General features: G+C 71.6%; 15 protein-coding genes. All 15 read right to left on the bottom strand.

Annotated elements, in window-relative coordinates; translation table 11 throughout:
• Positions 1–60 precede the first annotated feature (60 nt).
• Positions 61–846 carry a hypothetical protein gene (locus AC3EVP_RS00075; protein ID WP_435124436.1) on the bottom strand — a complete coding sequence of 262 codons (786 nt, stop codon included), beginning with the start codon at positions 844–846 and terminating at the stop codon, positions 61–63.
• Complete coding sequence (locus AC3EVP_RS00070) at positions 836–1,384, bottom strand: GntR family transcriptional regulator (RefSeq protein ID WP_435124433.1); 549 nt, start codon at positions 1,382–1,384, stop codon at positions 836–838. The genes AC3EVP_RS00075 and AC3EVP_RS00070 overlap by 11 nt, the downstream gene beginning before the upstream one ends.
• 53 nt (positions 1,385–1,437) lie before the next feature.
• Positions 1,438–1,977, bottom strand: a complete 540-nt coding sequence (locus AC3EVP_RS00065) for a helix-turn-helix domain-containing protein (protein ID WP_435124430.1) — start codon at positions 1,975–1,977, stop codon at positions 1,438–1,440.
• A gap of 126 nt (positions 1,978–2,103) precedes the next feature.
• Positions 2,104–2,523 (bottom strand): hypothetical protein, encoded by a 420-nt coding sequence (locus tag AC3EVP_RS00060; protein WP_435124427.1) that lies wholly within the window; start codon positions 2,521–2,523, stop codon positions 2,104–2,106.
• 36 nt (positions 2,524–2,559) lie between these two features.
• Positions 2,560–3,834 carry an acyl-CoA dehydrogenase family protein gene (locus AC3EVP_RS00055; protein WP_435124423.1) on the bottom strand — a complete coding sequence of 425 codons (1,275 nt, stop codon included), beginning with the start codon at positions 3,832–3,834 and terminating at the stop codon, positions 2,560–2,562.
• On the bottom strand, positions 3,831–4,382 hold the full coding sequence (locus AC3EVP_RS00050) for a GAF domain-containing protein (protein WP_435124420.1): 552 nt from the start codon (positions 4,380–4,382) through the stop codon (positions 3,831–3,833). The genes AC3EVP_RS00055 and AC3EVP_RS00050 overlap by 4 nt, the downstream gene beginning before the upstream one ends.
• On the bottom strand, positions 4,379–5,005 hold the full coding sequence (locus AC3EVP_RS00045; protein WP_435124417.1) for a GTP-binding protein: 627 nt from the start codon (positions 5,003–5,005) through the stop codon (positions 4,379–4,381). The genes AC3EVP_RS00050 and AC3EVP_RS00045 overlap by 4 nt, the downstream gene beginning before the upstream one ends.
• Positions 4,996–5,382: a DUF742 domain-containing protein gene (locus AC3EVP_RS00040; RefSeq protein WP_435124414.1), complete on the bottom strand. Its 387-nt coding sequence runs from the start codon at positions 5,380–5,382 to the stop codon at positions 4,996–4,998. Before AC3EVP_RS00040 ends, AC3EVP_RS00045 begins: the two co-directional genes overlap by 10 nt.
• Positions 5,379–5,783, bottom strand: a complete 405-nt coding sequence (locus AC3EVP_RS00035) for a roadblock/LC7 domain-containing protein (RefSeq protein WP_435124411.1) — start codon at positions 5,781–5,783, stop codon at positions 5,379–5,381. The genes AC3EVP_RS00040 and AC3EVP_RS00035 overlap by 4 nt, the downstream gene beginning before the upstream one ends.
• Positions 5,784–5,857: 74 nt before the next feature.
• The gene (locus AC3EVP_RS00030) at positions 5,858–7,297 is read right to left on the bottom strand and encodes an ATP-binding protein (protein ID WP_435124408.1); all 1,440 of its coding nucleotides are present in this window, start codon (positions 7,295–7,297) and stop codon (positions 5,858–5,860) included.
• 452 nt (positions 7,298–7,749) lie between these two features.
• Positions 7,750–8,982 (bottom strand): helix-turn-helix domain-containing protein, encoded by a 1,233-nt coding sequence (locus AC3EVP_RS00025; protein ID WP_435124405.1) that lies wholly within the window; start codon positions 8,980–8,982, stop codon positions 7,750–7,752.
• Positions 8,983–9,160: 178 nt separating this feature from the next.
• Positions 9,161–10,276 (bottom strand): hypothetical protein, encoded by a 1,116-nt coding sequence (locus AC3EVP_RS00020; protein ID WP_435124402.1) that lies wholly within the window; start codon positions 10,274–10,276, stop codon positions 9,161–9,163.
• Between the two features lie 88 nt (positions 10,277–10,364).
• The gene (fxlM, locus tag AC3EVP_RS00015; RefSeq protein WP_435124399.1) at positions 10,365–12,431 is read right to left on the bottom strand and encodes a methyltransferase, FxLD system; all 2,067 of its coding nucleotides are present in this window, start codon (positions 12,429–12,431) and stop codon (positions 10,365–10,367) included.
• A 22-nt stretch (positions 12,432–12,453) separates the two neighbouring features.
• Entirely contained in the window at positions 12,454–13,719 is a 1,266-nt protein-coding gene (locus AC3EVP_RS00010; RefSeq protein ID WP_435124396.1) for a lanthionine synthetase C family protein, read from the bottom strand.
• Positions 13,716–16,817, bottom strand: coding sequence for a lantibiotic dehydratase (locus tag AC3EVP_RS00005; protein WP_435124393.1), 3,102 nt, complete (start codon positions 16,815–16,817; stop codon positions 13,716–13,718). Before AC3EVP_RS00005 ends, AC3EVP_RS00010 begins: the two co-directional genes overlap by 4 nt.
• Positions 16,818–16,839 lie beyond the last annotated feature (22 nt).

Below are 16,839 nucleotides of genomic sequence, written 5' to 3'. Positions count from 1 at the left end.
TGCGGCGCCACTGGCGGGCCATGGCGTGCTCGTCGTCTGCGTCGTCGCGAGTGGCGCGGTTCACGCGGTCACCGTGCGCAGGTGGGTCGTCAGAGTTCGCGCACCGCTGGGGGTGAGGGGGCCGATGGTGATGGCGGGCCCTGTTCCACACTTGTGGCAGCTGTTGCCCTGCGCTCGCGGGAACAGCTGGCCATCGAGCAGGGTTTCGAGGCGGTCGACCAGGGCCGCGACCGCCACGGCCGTAGCCTCGTCGTCGTCCGTGCCGCGCAGATACCCGTAGTTGGGGCTGCCGAGGAGGGCGAGCAGCGTGATGGCCTGGGGGAGGGGCATCCAGCCGGTGTGGATCAGGCCGCCTCTTGCGTGGGGCGCCATCGACCGCAGCTTGTGCATGTCGAGGGCGTCGCACAGGTCGGCCGCCGTGCGGGTTAGGGCGTCGGCCTGGGCGGTGATAGGCAGGGTGAGCGCGGTGATGGTGGCCAAATCGAGCGGTGGCAGTAGGACGCGCAGACCTTCGGTGGACAGGCCGGTATCGAGGCCGGGGATGCAGGCCAGCGCGCACGCAGTGCGGAGCCAGTCAGCTGCCTGGTCGGCGCGCAGGTCGGCAGGGACAGGTTCGTCCCAAGCGTCCGCCGTTCCGGTGGCCGTCAGGAGGACCGCGTGATCGAGGACCACGTTGCCCAGGAGGAGCACAGCGTTGTAGTGGAGCGGGGAGAGTTGGATGCTGCCGCGGCGGGGGATTCCCGGGGTGAGGGGGATGCCCACGATCACGGCGGCCCGGCGGAGTCGTTCGCCGGCGAGGTAGAGCTGCGTGTCTGAGGCGTCGAGGCTGTCGGCGTCAACGGTCATCGTCTCCTCCCACCTTGTGCGCGCCGTTGGCCTTCACGGTGACGAGGCCGTCAGTGACGAGGTCGGCCAGTGCGAATCGCACCCACTCTTTCGGCACGTCGAACTCGTCCGCCAGGTCGGCCAGGACCAGCCAGGCGTCCGGGGTCCAGGTGCCGCTGCTGATGTCCGCTGCGATCGCCGTGGCCACGTCGTGGACCGACCGCTGGTACGTCAGGGCGTCCTTGAGGGCGTGGAGGAGCTGGAGCAGGTCCCGGGCGCGGAGCATGACCGCCTCGAAGGTGTGCACCGGTTGGGTCAGGTCGGTGGTGTCGATGAGCTGGTCCCAATGGGCCCGGTGCGTGGGAGAGGCGGTGGAGTCGCGAAGAGCGGCGGCCACCGGCACCCAGTGCTCGGCTACCTCGCCGACGGCGGCGGCATTGCGGGCGACTGCGGCCGGAAGGGTTTGGGTGCCGCCGCGGGACGCACGTCGCATCACGTGCACGTCCTGCTCGATCAGGGCGAGCAGCTCCAGCGGTTCGGTGGGCAGGTCGTCGGGCACGTGAAGTCCAGTCGGTTCGGGAAGGCGGATTGACCGCGGGGCGCGTCGCACAATCACGACTTGCGGGTGGGTGGCCGGTGGGCGGAACGCATGGTCGTGCCGGCCTGGCGCAGCCACCTGTAGACGGTGTTGACCGGCAGGTGGCAGAGGTCGGCCAACTCCGAGGTGGGCTGGTGGTGCTCGTAGCGTGTGCGCAGTGCGGCGGCAACCAGCTCGCGGGCGTGGATGTCCGCCGGGTCCTGGCAGTGGTGGCCTCGCGGGCGCATGTCCGTGCCGGCCTCGGCAAGCAGTTGGCGAACTTGATCCTTGGTGTGGCCGCTCCGGGCTGCCAGGTCCCGGGGGGTCGCACCGTGCTCGTAGCGGGCGCGGAGGTCCAGTGCCGTGTCGCGGCGGGCCTGGCGTTTGAGCTGAGTGGTCTGCTCCCGGGTGCGGATGACGACACCGGCCTGGCGCAGACGGTTGATGACGGTCCCATGGGACAGCCGGAATTCGCGCTCCAAAGAGGTGGTGCTGGCGCCCGCGTCGTACATCGCGCGCAGGTCGGCGGCCTCTTTCTGCCGTTTTTCGGCAGCCGAAAGCGGCGTGCTGGTCACGGTGGGCTCCTGCAAAGGGGTCTCGGGGAGCCGACGAGTGCGGTCGGCAGGCGAATCTGGGAGTGGGGCCCGCTGCCCGTCCCGACGGGGGCACGGGTCGGGCAGCGGGGGTTCGAGGCCGGTCGGCTACGGCGCGACGGTGGCGGCGGCGTTGACAGCGTGCAGGGTGTGGTGGATGCCGTGGAGGAGGGTGTCGAAGGTGCCGTCGAGGAGGTCGTCGACGGCGAGGTCGACCGTCAGCCGGGCCCGGCCGTCGCCGCCGATCACCACTACGGCAGCTCCGTCGGCGGGGCGCGTGGGCCGGTAGGTGGTGAGGTCGTTGGTGATCTCCACGGCCATGCCGATGGTGACGGCGTGGGTCCACAGCGCGGTGAGCTGGGGGTGAGTGGGCGGGCTGACCAGGCGCAGGAGCCGGACACCGGCATCGGCGGCGGCGGTGATGGCGTGCAGCCGACCCAGGGCGCGCATGTCGCCGGCGTCCAGGCGCAGTTCGAGGAGCACGTGGCGTTCGGTGGTCGGCCGGGTGAGGGTGGCGGTGGCGGTCATCGGGTGCTCCTGGGCGGGCGGGTGGGTGAGGGCGGGTCAGGTGTGGTTGGCGGCGTTCGCGGCCGGGGGCCTCGTGCTGTCGGGGTGCGCGGCAGGCAGCGGCGTGGGGGTGTGCAGGTGTGCCCACCGGCCGGGGTAGATCTCGGAGAACTGCTGGTGATGGGTGTCGAGGCCCCGGGCGTGCTGGGCCAGCCGCAGGCGCTGGATATCCGCGGTTCCGGCGGGCGCGTAGATGTGGAAGGCGTCGCGCGAGCAGCGCGCGACGGGCGCGGTATCGTCCAGGCCCCCTGCGCCGTGGACTTCCATCGCTATCCGCACGCTGTCCAGGAGCAGGTCGCCGCCGACGAGTTTGGCGTGGATCAGGTCGGCGTCGCAGGGCTGCCCGAGGTCGAGGTCCCGGGTGGCGGTGTAGAGGGCCAGTGCTGCGGACCGGCGGTTCGCCTCGATACGGCCGATCTTGTCGATCACGGTGGGCAGGTCCGCGATCGTCCGCCCGTAGCGGGGCCGCTGCTCTGCGAAAGCCACGGTGCTATTCAGCAGGGCAGTGTGCAGGCCGAGGGCGACAGCCGCCAGCTGGGGCCGGCCGTAGAGGATGGAGGTGGCGTACGCGGCGGTCAGCCCGTCGCCGACCTCGCCCAGGACGTGGTCGTCGCCGACGCGCACACCGGCGAAGTGCACGCGGCCGGCACTGAATCCGTGCAGCCCCAGCAGCCTTCCGTGCGGGGCGAGAGAGACACCAGGCGAGTCCGCGCGCACCACGAACGCGGTCAGGCCGCGGGAGCCGGGCCCGGTGCGGGCGACGACGACGTGGTGGGTGGCGACGTGGGAGTTGCCGATGTGGCATTTCACCGCGGTCACTTCCCAGCCACGGCCGCGGCGCCGGGCGGTGGCGTGCATGCCCAGGACGTGCCCGCCGGAGTCGGGCTCGGTAACGGCGATCGTCGGGATCATCTGCCCGGAGGCGATGGCGGGCAGCCACCGCTCCTGTTGCTGCGCGGTGCCCAGGTGGAGGATCGGAGCGGTGCCCAGGGTGATCGCCTGCAGGATCGCTCCTGCGGCCGCGCTAACACGCGAGACTTCCTCGACGATGATTGCGCCCGCGGTGTGGCCGACGTCCATCCCGCCGTAGCGGGACGGCACGGTCGCACCGACCCAGCCTTCTTCGGCGAGCAGCCGGGGCAGGTGCCGGTCGACCAGGCGCTCACGTTCCATGCGGGCGACGAGCGGCGCGATCTCGGCGATCGCGAAGTCGCGGGCCGCGCTGCGCACGGCGTCCAGCTGCGGCAAGGTGAGGACGGTGGGCAGCGTCACAGCAGCCCCCGCTCGCGCGCCCGCCGGTCGATCACAGCGAGAGCTTCGTCGCGTGCTGCATTGACCTGGGCGAGGCTGCGCTGTCCGGTGGATTGGTCCATGGGTGCGTCCCCGATGAAGCACACCGTGCCGAAGCACAGGCCCAGTTGGTGGTGGATGAGGGGGGCTCCGCTGTAGGTGAGCACGCCCAGGCCGTCGACCACAGGATTGCTTTTCAGCCTCGGGTGGCTGTGCAGGTGGGGCAGGACCATCGCGACGGGCCGGTGGAGTACGTCCGGACAGTACCCGTGCGTGAGCGGCATGCTCCGCGCGACGGGGAGCGCGTCGGGCGCCACATACAGACCGGGGAAACGCTGCTGGTCGGTGATGAAGTTCACCATGGCCCACGGCTGGCCGGCAGCCTCGCCCAAGAAGCCGGCGATCTCGTCGAGTTCGGAGTCGGACTCGACATCCAGCAGCCCGAGTTCGTGCAGGAGGCTGGTGCGGCGCTCCAGGTCGTCGTCCCGGGTCGGGACGCGCAGCCCGGACGCGGGGTCGTAGGTCGTCATACGGACGCTCCGTGGAAAGGGACTGTGGAGCTGTGGCGGGTCAGGGCGTGGCGGACCAGTGCGATCAGGGCGGCGGTGGCCTGCGCCCGGGAGCGGGCGTCGGCCGCGATGACCGGCACGTGTGCGGGCAGGTCGAGGGCGTCGCGGATCTCGCTGGGGGTGTAGCGGTAGGGGTCGTTTTGGAAAAGGTTGACGACGACCACGAAGGGGATGCCGCGGTGCTCGCAATGCCCGATGGTGTGGAAGGAGTCCGTCAGCCGGCGGGTGTCGACCATGACCAGGACGCCTATCGCGCCGTCGGTCAGCCCGTCCCACAGGAACCAGAACCGCTCCTGTCCGGGTGTGCCGAACAGGTACAACGTCAACTCCGTGTCGAGCGAGAGGCGCCCGAAGTCGATCGCGACGGTGGTGGTGTGCTTGCCCTCCACCCCCGCCAGGTCGTCACGGCCAGCGCCGGGCAGGCTCAACCGCTCCTCGGTGTGCAGCGGCGGGATCTCGCTGACCGCAGTGACCAGGGTGGTCTTCCCGACCCCGAACGCACCGGCGACCAGGATCTTCACCGCGGTCATCGCGGCCGTCTCATCGGCGGTGCCGGAGACCGGCTGGCCAGTCGTCACGACCATCTGCTGAGTCCTTCCAGAACACGACGTAAGACCGCCACATCACTCCCGGGCGCAGCGGCGGCCGTGCGCGGAAGGAGCAGCACACCGAGGTCGAGCAGGTCGTCGATGAGGATCTTGGCCGCCCACACCGGCCTCCTGAGCGCCGCCGCGACCTCAGCCACCGACACACTGCGTCGCCCGCGGCAGGCCAGAAGCACCTGCGCGCCCTCGGCCACGGCCGCCGGCGCGCTGATGCCTGCGGGCATCACCTGCGTTTCCAGGCCCAGTACGCGACGGCTGCGCGTACGGCCCCCGGTGACCACGTAGGTGCGCGGCTCACGGGGCGTCGGCTCCGCGACCGGTTCCGCGGTGCCGGTACGTCCGGGCGAGGGCGTCACCGCTCGCGCTCCCGTGCCGGCGTGGCCAGGTGACTCTCGACGCGGGCCACCATGAGCCCCATCTCGTGCCCCACCAGGACCGGGTCCGCCTCAAGCCTGGCGACGACCGACAGCACGGTGCCCTCGGCGGCGCCCACCACGAACACCCTGGAGGTCGGGGTCTCGATGAACGCCTGGCGCAGGTGGCCGTCGTCCAGGCCCCGGGCCAGGGAGTGCAGGCCGGCGCCGATGGCGGCCAGGCGCTCCGCGTCCTCCCGCGCGGCGTCCTCGGCCGCCGCGACCACCAGTCCGTCGGTCGTGGCCAGCACGGCACGCAGCGCTCCGGGCAGCCCCGCCCGGAAGCGGGTGAGCACCGCTGTCAGCTCGTGCCTGTGTGTGGCGGTCGCCGCGGTGTCGGTCATGGTCACTCCACGAAGGTCTGTAGGGGCGGCACCGGTCGGCGTGCCGACAGGTGTGGGCGAAGGGGCGCGGGTGGTCACGGGTCGCTGCGGACATCGTCGGACCGGTCCGCTGCGGCGAGCCGGCGGCCCTGGAGGAAGGCGCCGACCACCCCCGACGCAGGCGCGGGCGCGCCGGGCGTACGGCCCGGGCCCGGGCTCGACGTGGTTGCCACCTGCGGTGTGGTGCGGCTGCGCTGCGGCAACGGCGGCCGGTGCGGGCCGTCGTGCCCGGCCCCGGGTACCGACGTGGCACGGCCGTGCTCCGGCCGCGGGCTGTCGGGGCGCGGCAGCACGGGCGGGGCCACAGCCTGTGGCGGCAGGATCGTCGGCCCGGCCTGCACCAACCACCTGGCGGGCACCACCACCGTGGCCCGTGTCCCACGGGTGCCGCCCGGGTGCAGCGCGCAGGCCAGATTGTGCTGGCGCGCCAAGCGGGAGACGGCCAGTAACCCGATCCGCCCTTCCAGCAGACGGTCCCGGACCATGGTGTCGGTCGGGTCGGACAGCAGCCCGTTGTTGGCACGCAGATCGTCGGGCGACATGTGCAGACCGGTGTCGGTCACGGTGATGACCAGACCCTCCGAGCCCAGCTCGCTGTCCACCTCCACCGTCTCCCGGGAGAACCGCGTGCCGTTCTCCACCAGGGCGGCCACCACGTGGATGAGGGAGGACCGGACCGCGGCGGCTACCGCCACCGGCGCTGCAGTCCTGATGCGGACGCGTTCGTAGTCGGCGATCTCCTGGATCGCCTGCCGCAGGATGGTCACGACATCCGCCGCGTCACCGGTCCTGCGCAGGTGATCGCCCGCCAGGACCTGCATCGCATCACCATCGCGCCGCATCTGCACCAGCAGGTGGTCCACGCGCAGCAGTCCGTGCAGCAGATCCGGGTCCGCCGTTCGGTTCTCCAACCGGTCCATCTCCTGCAGCACGCGGTCCAGATGGGTGCGCTGCCGCCGGCCCAGCCCACCGAGCGCCCGCAGTTCCGCACCCGTCCTCTGCGTGGGCAGCGCGGCAGCCTGAATGACCGTGTCCCGCACCGTGTGACTCAGCAAGCGGAGCTTGCGATCCACCGTGTCGAACGGGCTGTTGCCCGGTCGGCCCAGCAACTCCGGGATGGCCTGCCGGGGCGGAAGTGCGCCCGCTCGTATCTCCTGCAGCGCTGCGTCGGCAGCCGCCGCGATGTCCTCGGCGGTCGCCGCGTAGTGGTCCAGCCACGCCGACGTCACCGCGCGAAACTGCCGATCGGCTGCCGCCGCGCCCTCGTCACGGTGAGCCGCAGCCAGATCGCTGTATGCCGCGCGCAGTACCTGGACGGCGGAGTCCAGGGACTCACTCGTCCTGCGCCAGAAGGCGCACTCCTCCGCTCGCGGGTCAGTACCGGCAGCCTGGACCTGGCGCGCCGCGTTGTTCTCGGCCACAAGTTTCCGTGCACCAGCCCACGCGCTCCCCGCAGCCCCGAGCAGGCACGCCACCCCCAACGCGGTGCTGTAGGGGCCGGGTACCGGGCGGCCGGCCAATGCGCACGCCGCCCAGCCCCCGATCGGTACCGCGGCCCACACCACCACCGGCACGACGACGCGCCGCATGATCACCGTCGCGATCGCGGAATCCACGACTCGTGGACGGACAGCATGGGACATCAGGAATCCTCCATGGACAGAACCCGGCGCCCGCCCCGACGGGGGAACGGGGCGAGCGCCGGGAGTTCCGACTGGCCGGGAGGAGGGCGGCGGACAGCCACAAGGGTCTACAGAGCGACGAAGGAGATGCCGTTATCACGGCTTCCTTCATCGCTACGTCTTGGTGGCGGCCGGGCATCCCCCGGTGCACCATCAGAAGTTACGAGCGGCGACAGTCCGCTAACAGGCATGGCGCATGGTCTTTTGACGTGACGTCACATCGCAACGGCCACGTTGCGTGGTCCCTATCGGGCGTCGAAGAAAGACGCCAACAGGCGGGCTCGCGCGGTGGCCCGTCCTTGCCGTTGCACCAGATGGAATGTGTCGGCTGCCATTTGCTGATGCCGCAGCCACTCTGGGGTCTCGGACTTCAGGCGCTCCAAGATTTCCATGGCATCGTCGCGATGGCCGAGCATGGCGTGGGCCTGTGCCACGTCCAGCAGGTGGCGGCGCATGAACGTGGTGCTGCCGCTGTCCGCGATGCGCTCGGACAGGCGCAGTACGAGGTCGGGCTTCTGCGCAACGAGGTGATTTTCCACGGACTGGTAGGCGATGGTGCGCCAGTCGAACTTCCCCCAGGACGATTCCGCCACAGCCGTACCTCCGGCCAGTGCCACCCCCGCGGTACGGCCGAGACGTAGCATCTCCCTGGCCTCGCTGCCTCTGTTGTTTCGCGCAGCCGCTGCGGAACCGTGAACCAAGAGCTTGCCCCATGCGCCCAGGGATTGGCGCGACGCCCTGGAGATGCGCGGCTCGACCGCCTCAGCTGTCGCCACACTCACGGCCTCGGCCTCATCAAGGCGGCCCTGGCGCATCAGCAGCCATCCCTGCTGGTAGACCGCGCCTGCTACTGCCCCCAGCTCATCCACTCGCACGGCGTCGTCGACAGCGTCTCTAAGCGCGATGTGGGCGAGGTCGTAGGCGCGTACCTGCGTGAGGTACCGGCCGGCCATCTGAAGGATGTCGGAGCGGGTTCGCAGCGCTTCGGTGTGCTGGGGGCCGTCGGCTACGTGGTCGACGACCTCGTGCGCGGACAGCACGAGAGGTGGAAGGAGTTCCGCGACGGTGCGGTAATCGTCTCGGTGGTAGGCAGTGGCGACGGTGCGGGCGGTCGCGGCGAGCTGGTCGACATCGGGCTCGGTGTCGACGTCGGCGGGTGGTCGGAGACGTCCGGTCAGGGTGATCGGCGGCGCGATGGCGCGACGCAAGGCCATGAGCCCGATGTTGTCGCCGTCGCTGCGGCGCGACTCGTGCGGCCCGGGCGAGTCGAAGAGCGCGGAGGTGCGTACGTGTAGGGCTCGGGCGAGCGCGTGGTAAGTCTCCAAGCGACCGATTCCGCCACGTTCGAGCTTCTTGACCACGCCCAGGCTCAGGCCGGCTTGCTCGGCGAGTTCTTCTTGGGTGAGGCCGCGGCGGAGGCGGGCGGCTTTGAGTCGGTCGCCGGGGACGCCTCCCGCGGCGTCTGCGGGGTAGGGCATGCTGGGCTCCGTTCTGACCTAGACATTCAGAACGGTACTCGCGGTCCTCGGCCGGTGGGCCACATGCCGGCAGCCCGACTCACCTCGCACGTCACAACGTCCGCACCAGGGGCGCGCTGTGCCCCTTCCTGGGGCATGGGGACTCCGCGCCGAGTGATCGTCTCTTCCAGATGCAGCTTTAGGCGTCAGGTTGGCCGTGCGGGCCAGTGAGGCTCTTTCGGATGACTTCGTCGCTGATGCGTAGGGCCTTCGTGATCTGTGAGGTCCGAAGTTCGGGGAGGCTACCGCGCTGCAATGCACATTCGTGGACGAGTTCGCGGGTCGCTCGGTCCTGACTCAGCGTGAGGCTAGATGCGAAGCGGGGTGTGGCCAAGCACTCGCGGGCCGCGTAGCCGTCGGTCGCCGTGATGGCCCGGCGGTGCAGCTCTTCGGCGATCTGGTGAGCAGTGTCGTCTTGGCGCGGGTCGAGAAGGTCCAGGATCGTGAGGCCGAGCCGAGTGTCGAAGACGGTGGTGCCAGGGTCGGGTTGGCGCTCGACGTAGCCGTCCACCAGCAAGTCAAGGAGGGGGCTGACCGGGCGGAGCAGGGCGCGGTCGCACATCACACGGAGGCAGCCGGTGACGGCGTTCTCCCAGGATTCGCCGGGGGTTGTCTCCGCCACGAGCGCGGCGGCGTCCGCGGGGTTGCGGCCGAGCGTCGCGAGGATGGCGACTTGGCGGCCGTCGAGCATCCGCTGCCCGACGCCCCGGTGCTCTTCGATGTGGGCCAGGGCCTCCGCCCAGCGCCCGGCCGTGGTCAGGGTGCGGGTCCCGTCGGCCAGGATGACGCGCCACAGCCAGGCCCTCACCTCGTGGCGGTCGGTGTCGCTGAGGGTGAGGTCGGCCGGCACGTGGACGCCCTCGAACTGAGCGGTGGTGCCGGTGGTGACGGCCTCGTAGAGCCTGAGCAGGCGGTAGCGGCCGTCGTCCGTGTGGCCCGCGCGGATCTGGAGTCTGGCGAGGTTCACCACGGGTTCGAGGGCGCGGATCGCGGTCATCCCGGGCAAGGGGGCGGCGTGGAGGTAGGCGGCAGCGTGCTGGTGGCACATCTTCCGAGCGAGGTCGGGCATGGCGAGGTCGGAGGCTAGGAGCGCGGCCTGGTTGTAGACCGCGGAGGCCATGCCCTGGTCAGCTTTGGTGGCTGCGGCGTCGGCGAGTTCGACCAGGCCGTAGACGCGCCGGGGGAGGGGCAGGCACGCAGGCCGGAATCGGGAGATGAGCGGGAAGCGCTGGGCTATTGGTCCGTTTGGGTCCATGGTGTTCCCCCGGAGATGAGGAAGGCGTGGAGTGCGCGGGGGCTCGTGGGGTGCCCACCGACCCGGCGGGCACCCCACGGCCGGCTGGCTACTGCCAGGTGACGAGGATGCGGTTCAGCGGTGTGTCGAGGACGAAGGCGCCGGGCCGCTGCTCAACCGCCGGGCCGTCGAGCGGCAGGATCTCGAACGTCGCCTCCCGGTCCCGGTACTCGCGGTCCCAGGTTCGGACGGCGTCGGCGACCTTGGCGGCCAGCTCGTCGCTACCGGGGCCGTGGCCGATGACACCGAACTCCCAGAGCCGCCCGCCCTCGGGGGTCGTCCGGTCGGAGAGGCGGCGGGCGAGGTAGGTGACCGCGCCCTTCTCGACGGCGGCCGTGGCCGAGGGGTAGGGGTCGTCGGTGAGCACCGTGCCCTTGGCGGTCTGGGGGAAGAGCATCCGGATCAGGCCGCTGGGCAGGGAGCAGGAGACGAACAGCTCCATCCACTCGGGGCTCTCCATTGCGCGGACCGTCATCCCGGTCCACTCCTCGACGCGCGGCTGGTCCAGGACGCCAGCCAGGGCGTCGGCGTCGATTGCCCGGCCGGCCGGGGCCTGGAGGCGTACGGTGCCGTCCGCGCTGAGCGGGACGACGCGGCGGTCGTCATCGGCCACGCCTCTGCGCAACGGCATGAACGTATTCATCTCGGAGCCGAGGGACACCCACCGGCCGTCGCGCTTCTCGTAGACGATGGAGCGCGAGACGCTGCCCGTGAGGCGCTGCGGGGTGACGAGGCGCCCGCCGTCGGCGAGTTGGTCGAGCCAGGCGTGGGGGATGCCGTGCGCGCCGACGGTGGCGATGATCCGGTCGTACGGGGCGCCTTCGGCGTGGCCGAGGGCGCCGTCGCGGGTCAGTGCCTCGACGTTGGTGACGCCCGCGGCAGCGAGGTGGGCGCGGGTGCCTTCGACCAGGTCGGCGTCGACGTCGATGGTGGTGACGTGGCCTGTCGGCCCGACGAGGTGACCGATCAGGGCGGCGTTGTAGCCGGTGCCGGCGCCGAGTTCGAGGATGCGCTCGCCGGGCTGGGCTTCGAGCTGGTCCAGCATCAAGGCGACGACGCCGGGTTGAGAGGCGCAGGAGATCGACGTGCCGTCGGTGTCGTACTTGATGTTGACCGGGCTGTTGGCGTAGGCGTCGGTCAGCGAGGCGTCAGGGACGAACAGGTGGCGCGGGACGGCGCGCAGGACCGCTTCGACCTCGGGGACCCGGGCGCGTCCGTCGGCCCGGATCTGGTCCACCAGCGCGTTGCGGAGTTGTTCGGCGTCGGCCTCGGGGGAGGTGATCGTCTCGGTGTTCACCGAGGTGACGCTATCGGCCGCGGAGCGTGATTCTGCTGCTGGCGCGGTGTTTTCACTCGATCCCATGACTGCCTTTCGTGCGATGTGGGACAGGGCGTGCTGGTCTTCGGATGGCAGACCGGCACGGTTGGCGTGAAAGATCAGGTGGTGCGCGATGACGGCGCGCAGTCCGCGGGTCAGGTCGCCGTGGGCGGCGAGGTAGGCGAGGGTCGTTCCGGCGCGCTCGAAGGCAGCGATCCATTCGGCGTGACCTTCGAGCGGACGGCCTGGGTGGCACAGGCTGTGGGCGTCGGTGGTCATCAGCGTGCGCATCGCCGGGACGAGTGCGGCGGAGCGCTCGGGCGCGAGGGTGCCGGGGCGCAGCGCGGCGACCTTGGCCCACACGTCGCCCTGCTCGAACCAGTCAAGGCCGCTGGCGCGCATCAGGCTGCTCATCAGCAGGACGGCAGTCTCGCGGCGCCACAAGTGCCCGGGTTCGAGACGGTAGTTGACGAGGTGTCGGCTGTCCTCGTGGAAGAGGCCGTGCGCGGCCGTCATGGCTTCGGCCCCGCCGAACGCCTCGGTTTCCGGTTCGTAGATCCCCAGCGCGCAGGACTGTGCGGTGCCGTCGGCGACCAGGTCGTCCAGCAGAGCGGTCATGGTCGGGGAGGGGCGGTCGGCGAGGTACCGCAGGGGCCAGGGCTGCTTGTTCATGAACCACCAGTTGTGGAGCTGCCCGTCGGCTTCGGCGGCGAGCAGCGCTGGGGCGAGACGGTCGGTGATGGCGCGCTGTGCGGTGTCCCGGTTGAGGAAGGTGATGTTGTGCTGGTGCCAGCCCATGGCGAGTCCTTCGGTCGGTGGTTCAGGCGATGAGTAGGCAGGCGTCCCAGGCGGTGCGGGGTGGTTTCGCGCTGTCCGCGGAGAGCAGCCCCAGCGCGGTTCCGGCAGCGCCGTCGAGTAGGCCGGCGCCCGCGTCGTCCTCTAGGAGGCGGGTGACCGTGTCCTCCGGGGAAACTCCGGGCGGGAGCAGCACGGTGAGAAGGGCGGGGATGGTGGCGCGGAGCTGGCTGGCAGCGGCTGGGGCGGCGTCGGCGGCGGTACGGGCGGTGAGGTGCATGAGGCCGGAGAAGCCGTGGCAGAGGCCGCTGTCGCTGGTGGCACGGAGCTGCGCAGGGTCGGTGAGCGCGTTCAGCAAGGCGGCCTCGGCATCGACCCGGAGGTTGGTGTCGCCGAGGGCGAGCGCGGCGAGCTGCTGTGCGCGGGCCAGGCCCGCCGTGCCGTAGCACCAGCTCGGCCGCCGTGGCGCGGCGGGCGCGAGCCGGCTGGCACGCAGTTCGTCGCGGGTGATCCAGTACGGCCAGGCGCCGCCTCGCCCGGTGGTCGTTTTCCACTGCTCCAGCCAGGCCAGGATGGTGCGCATCGCCTGGTGGTGACCGGTAACGGTGGTGCCGCGGCGGGCGGAGAGCGCGAGCAGTGCGAGGACCGCGCCGATGCCATGCGCCATGCCGTGGTTGGCGTGCCCGCCGGGAAAGCGGTCGTCTGGCCGGCCAGACGGCCCGGTTGGCGCCCACCAGCCCGGCAGGAGCTCGTCGTCGTGGGTGATCGGCTCGGTCAGGCGCACGCAGTAGTCGAGGACGGCCAGCGTCACCGGGCCGTCCGGGTCGCGGCGCAGCAGGTAGGCGCCGTAGCCAGCAAGTCCCCGGAGGGCGTCGAACTCGGCGAGCGCCGGGAGCTGCCCGGCGTCGATCCGGCGGTGCGCGGCGTCCAGCCGGCGCCGGGCGTCCGCGGTTACCTGCCGGTCCAGCAGATCGAGGCCGCGCCGGTAGGAGCCCGGGAGGTGGTCGGCGGCACAGGCCAACGCGTGGGCGAGCGCGGGGGCGCCGTAGAAGGGGTGGCTGTCGGGGCCGCTGGTGAAGGGCTTGCGCGTCGCGGCGACCAACCAGTCTTGGGCGCGCTGCCAGGGGGCGAGCCCGGCCGCGGCGCGCTCGATGTGCAGCAGGGCGATGCCGGTCGGACCGAAGGCGAGGTGCTGCCGGTTGGCGGCGGTGGCCGCCGCCGGCGCCCCGTCGGGGTGGGCGAGGCGGTCGGCGACGGTGGCGGACACGGTGTGCGCGGAGCGGTCGGTCATGGTCGCCTCCGGGTGCGGGCGGTGAAGGCCAGGGCGGCGGCACGGGCGAGGTACAGGCAGATCTCTTCCTCGGGGAAGTTCACCGCGAGGTGCCGGACGAAGTGCGTGTGAAGCAGGGAGGTCAGCACGTCGTCCACGGCGATGCCGTCGGTGTGCGGCCCTGGCAGGTGCGGCCGGTACGCGGCGAGCGCGGTTGCGCGTCCGGCCCAGGCGTCCACTATTGCCGTGCCGCCCGGTACCGACCGCAGGGCCGCCCAGTCGCCGCTCGGGTCGGACAGCGTGACGCTCTCGGCGAACTGCGGGCGGGGGACCGGCGCGGGCGCGGTTGGCGGGATGTGGTCGATCAGCCAGCGCGCCCCGCCGACGGAGCTGCCGAGGAACGCGGAGGCGACGGCGAAGAAGTGCGCGGCGATCAGCGGGCGCGGAGCCGGCCGGACGGGCTGTACGAGCTGTGCCACCACGGCCCGGGAGTCCGCGCGGAACACGGCCTCGGCCGCGTCCCACGCTGGCCCGGAGCCCCACCGGCCCATCTCGCGGTAGGAGGTGGGGTAGCGCAGGTCCGCCAGCAGCCCGGCGGCGCGCAGTTCGTCCGCCCATGCGCTGACCATGCGGGCGGTGTCGGCGAAGTCGTCCGGGTCCGGCAGAGCGATGCGCAGCCGCAGGTGCTGCTGTGGGTCGCGGAAGCGGATGAACCACCAGGAGGGGAAGTCGAGGCGCCGCATCAGGTCGGGCACGTGCCGGGCGAGGATCGTGTCCTGGCGCCGAGGGTCGCCGTACAGAGCGGCCAGCAGCACCGAGGAAGCCGCCGGTGCCTGGATCTGGGCCGGAGACAGCGTGCGAGCGGTGGTCGGGGTGGGCAGCGCGGGCCACGCCGGGGGCCGGACCGCTTTGAGGGGGACCACGATCTCGTGCGCCCGGCCTCCGCTCCAGCCGTTCGCCTCCGGAGGTGCGGCCTCGGTCAGGACCGCGGTACGGGCGCGGTCGAGGTGCTGACGCAGCAGGCTCCGGTGGCCGGCCTGGTCGAGGTCGAGTGGCAGCCGCCGGTCGTCCTGGACGAGGTGCACATGCTGCGGGAGCCGCCTGCGCTCCCGCCAGCCAGCCAGCGCCGCGTCCCACTCCCCGCCGGAACGGTGGCGGTCGGGGAGGTCGTCCGCCTCCAGCCGCCAGCGGGCCGGGGCCAGCACGATGCGGCCGTACCGCAGGCGCGGCAGGAACGGCATCGCCGCAGCGGCGCCCCAGTCGAACGTGGTGATCTGGGCGTTCTGGGCCCGGGATACCTCGGTGATCAGTCGGGCCAGGGGTGGGGTGTGCTCGGTGAGGTTCAGCGCGTGCATGCCGACGGCCTCGATACGTACCCCGCGGCCGGGAGCTGCCAGGTACATCCGGCGCCCGTCGCAGGCCACCGCCAGGTCCGCTGGCGTGAGCACTGTGGTGTCCGGGGCTCGGTGCTCTTGCAGGCTGACCACCAGCGGTAGCACGCGCGGAGTCCGGGTGACGTGGGCGGTGTCGGGCAGCAGCGGGGGAAAGGAGAGCTGCGCCGCCACGGTGCCCACGTCGGCGGTGGGCAGATCAGATAACTCGCTCTCAAAGAGCTCGCGTTGAGCTGGCAGAAGGACGCTGAGGAAGCGGCCGGTGGACACCCCGGCCCCGCGGGACACGCTCGTGATCTCCACGCTGAACTGCCCGCGGCTGGCCTCCCCGAGGCTGGCCGCGTGCAGCCGCACGCCGACCTCCAGGTGGGCAGGCACCCGCGGCTCCCGCGGTCCCCGCTCCAGTGCGCCCACGATCTCGTCGCTCAGCACCACCTCGTCGCGGTCGTCGAGTGCCGCGGCCTGAGCGAGCCGTACCAGCACGTCGTCCCTGGGCGACAGACGCCGCCGGCGCGCGCCCGCTGGAACGCCCGGATAGCCGTCGGGGTAGCCGATCCCGCTGTCCGCGACGACCTCCAGCAGCGGCACCATCGTGCCGATGCCGAACCGCTCGTAGAATCGCTGGTGGTACTCGTTCCACGCCTCGGTGCCGTACGGGCGGGCACAGATCCGCGTGAGCACGCCAGCGGCCCGCTCCACCTCACGGGCGACCACCTCGGGGAGTACCACATCGGCGTCCAGGCGCAGGTCGAGGGCGAGTGGGTGGCGGCGAAGACCCGGCACCAGGTCGCGCATCCGCGCCGCCACGGCATCCCGCCCCTCGGCGGTGCCGCACTGTTCCAGCCCAGTGTGGACCGCGCGAAGCTCCCGGACCGTGTCCGCGAGGAGGAGGATAGACCCGGCGCCGACCCCGTCGAGTTGCGCGACGAGGTGACCGAGAGCGTCGGTCTCAGTGGCCGGCGCACGAAGGTTGGTAATCAGAACCCCCCGCCGTACCAGGCCCGCCAGCAGCCGGTGGACGCGCTCGGGCGCCACAGCCGGAAACTCGGTAGACAGCCTCTCGGTCAACTCCCCAACCAGGACCGGCGCGCCGGCCGCGCGCAGAACAAACCGCACCGGCGCTGACAGGTCGACAGCCGCCTCGACAGCTCGGCGCCGACCGGCCGGCCCGCCTTCCTGGTAAGGGACGATGAAACTCCCGTCTCGCTCGAAGGCCGTGTTGGTGACGACAACCGACAGGAGCGGCAGTAGCTCCCCGATCCTCTCCAACTGCTCGATCAGCTTCGCCAGCCATTCCGCACCGGCACTGGCTACGACCACGTGGTTCTCACCCCAATCGGCGCACGGGTCGGTGCCGAAGGTGGCTGAGGACACCCCGGCGAACAGCCCGAACGGCGTGGGCCGGTGCAGCGCGCGCAAGAGATAGCGCACCACCGACAGCCCGACGCGGCGAACGTCGCGCGGGGAAGGGGTGACGGCCCTGACCAGGGCCTCGGCCTCCTGAGCGAGGACCGGGCTGGCATAGCGCAACGCCTGCACGATGTCCGGGTCGCGCCAGACGCTGCCGATCCAGGCGAGGCGCCCGGCGGTGATCTCCACCAGTTCCTCGTCCTTGAAGGACCGGTCATCGAAGTCCGGCCAGGGAAGCTGGGCCACAGCCGGCCGAGCGACGGCACGCACCAGAGCGGTCACGCCGGCCTGGAACGCCGGGGGCGTAGCCACGTGCACCTCCTTGCACCGGGGTTGGGGG

The organism is Actinacidiphila sp. bgisy144, assembly GCF_057708105.1.
This window is presented reverse-complemented; position numbering and strand designations above follow the sequence as displayed.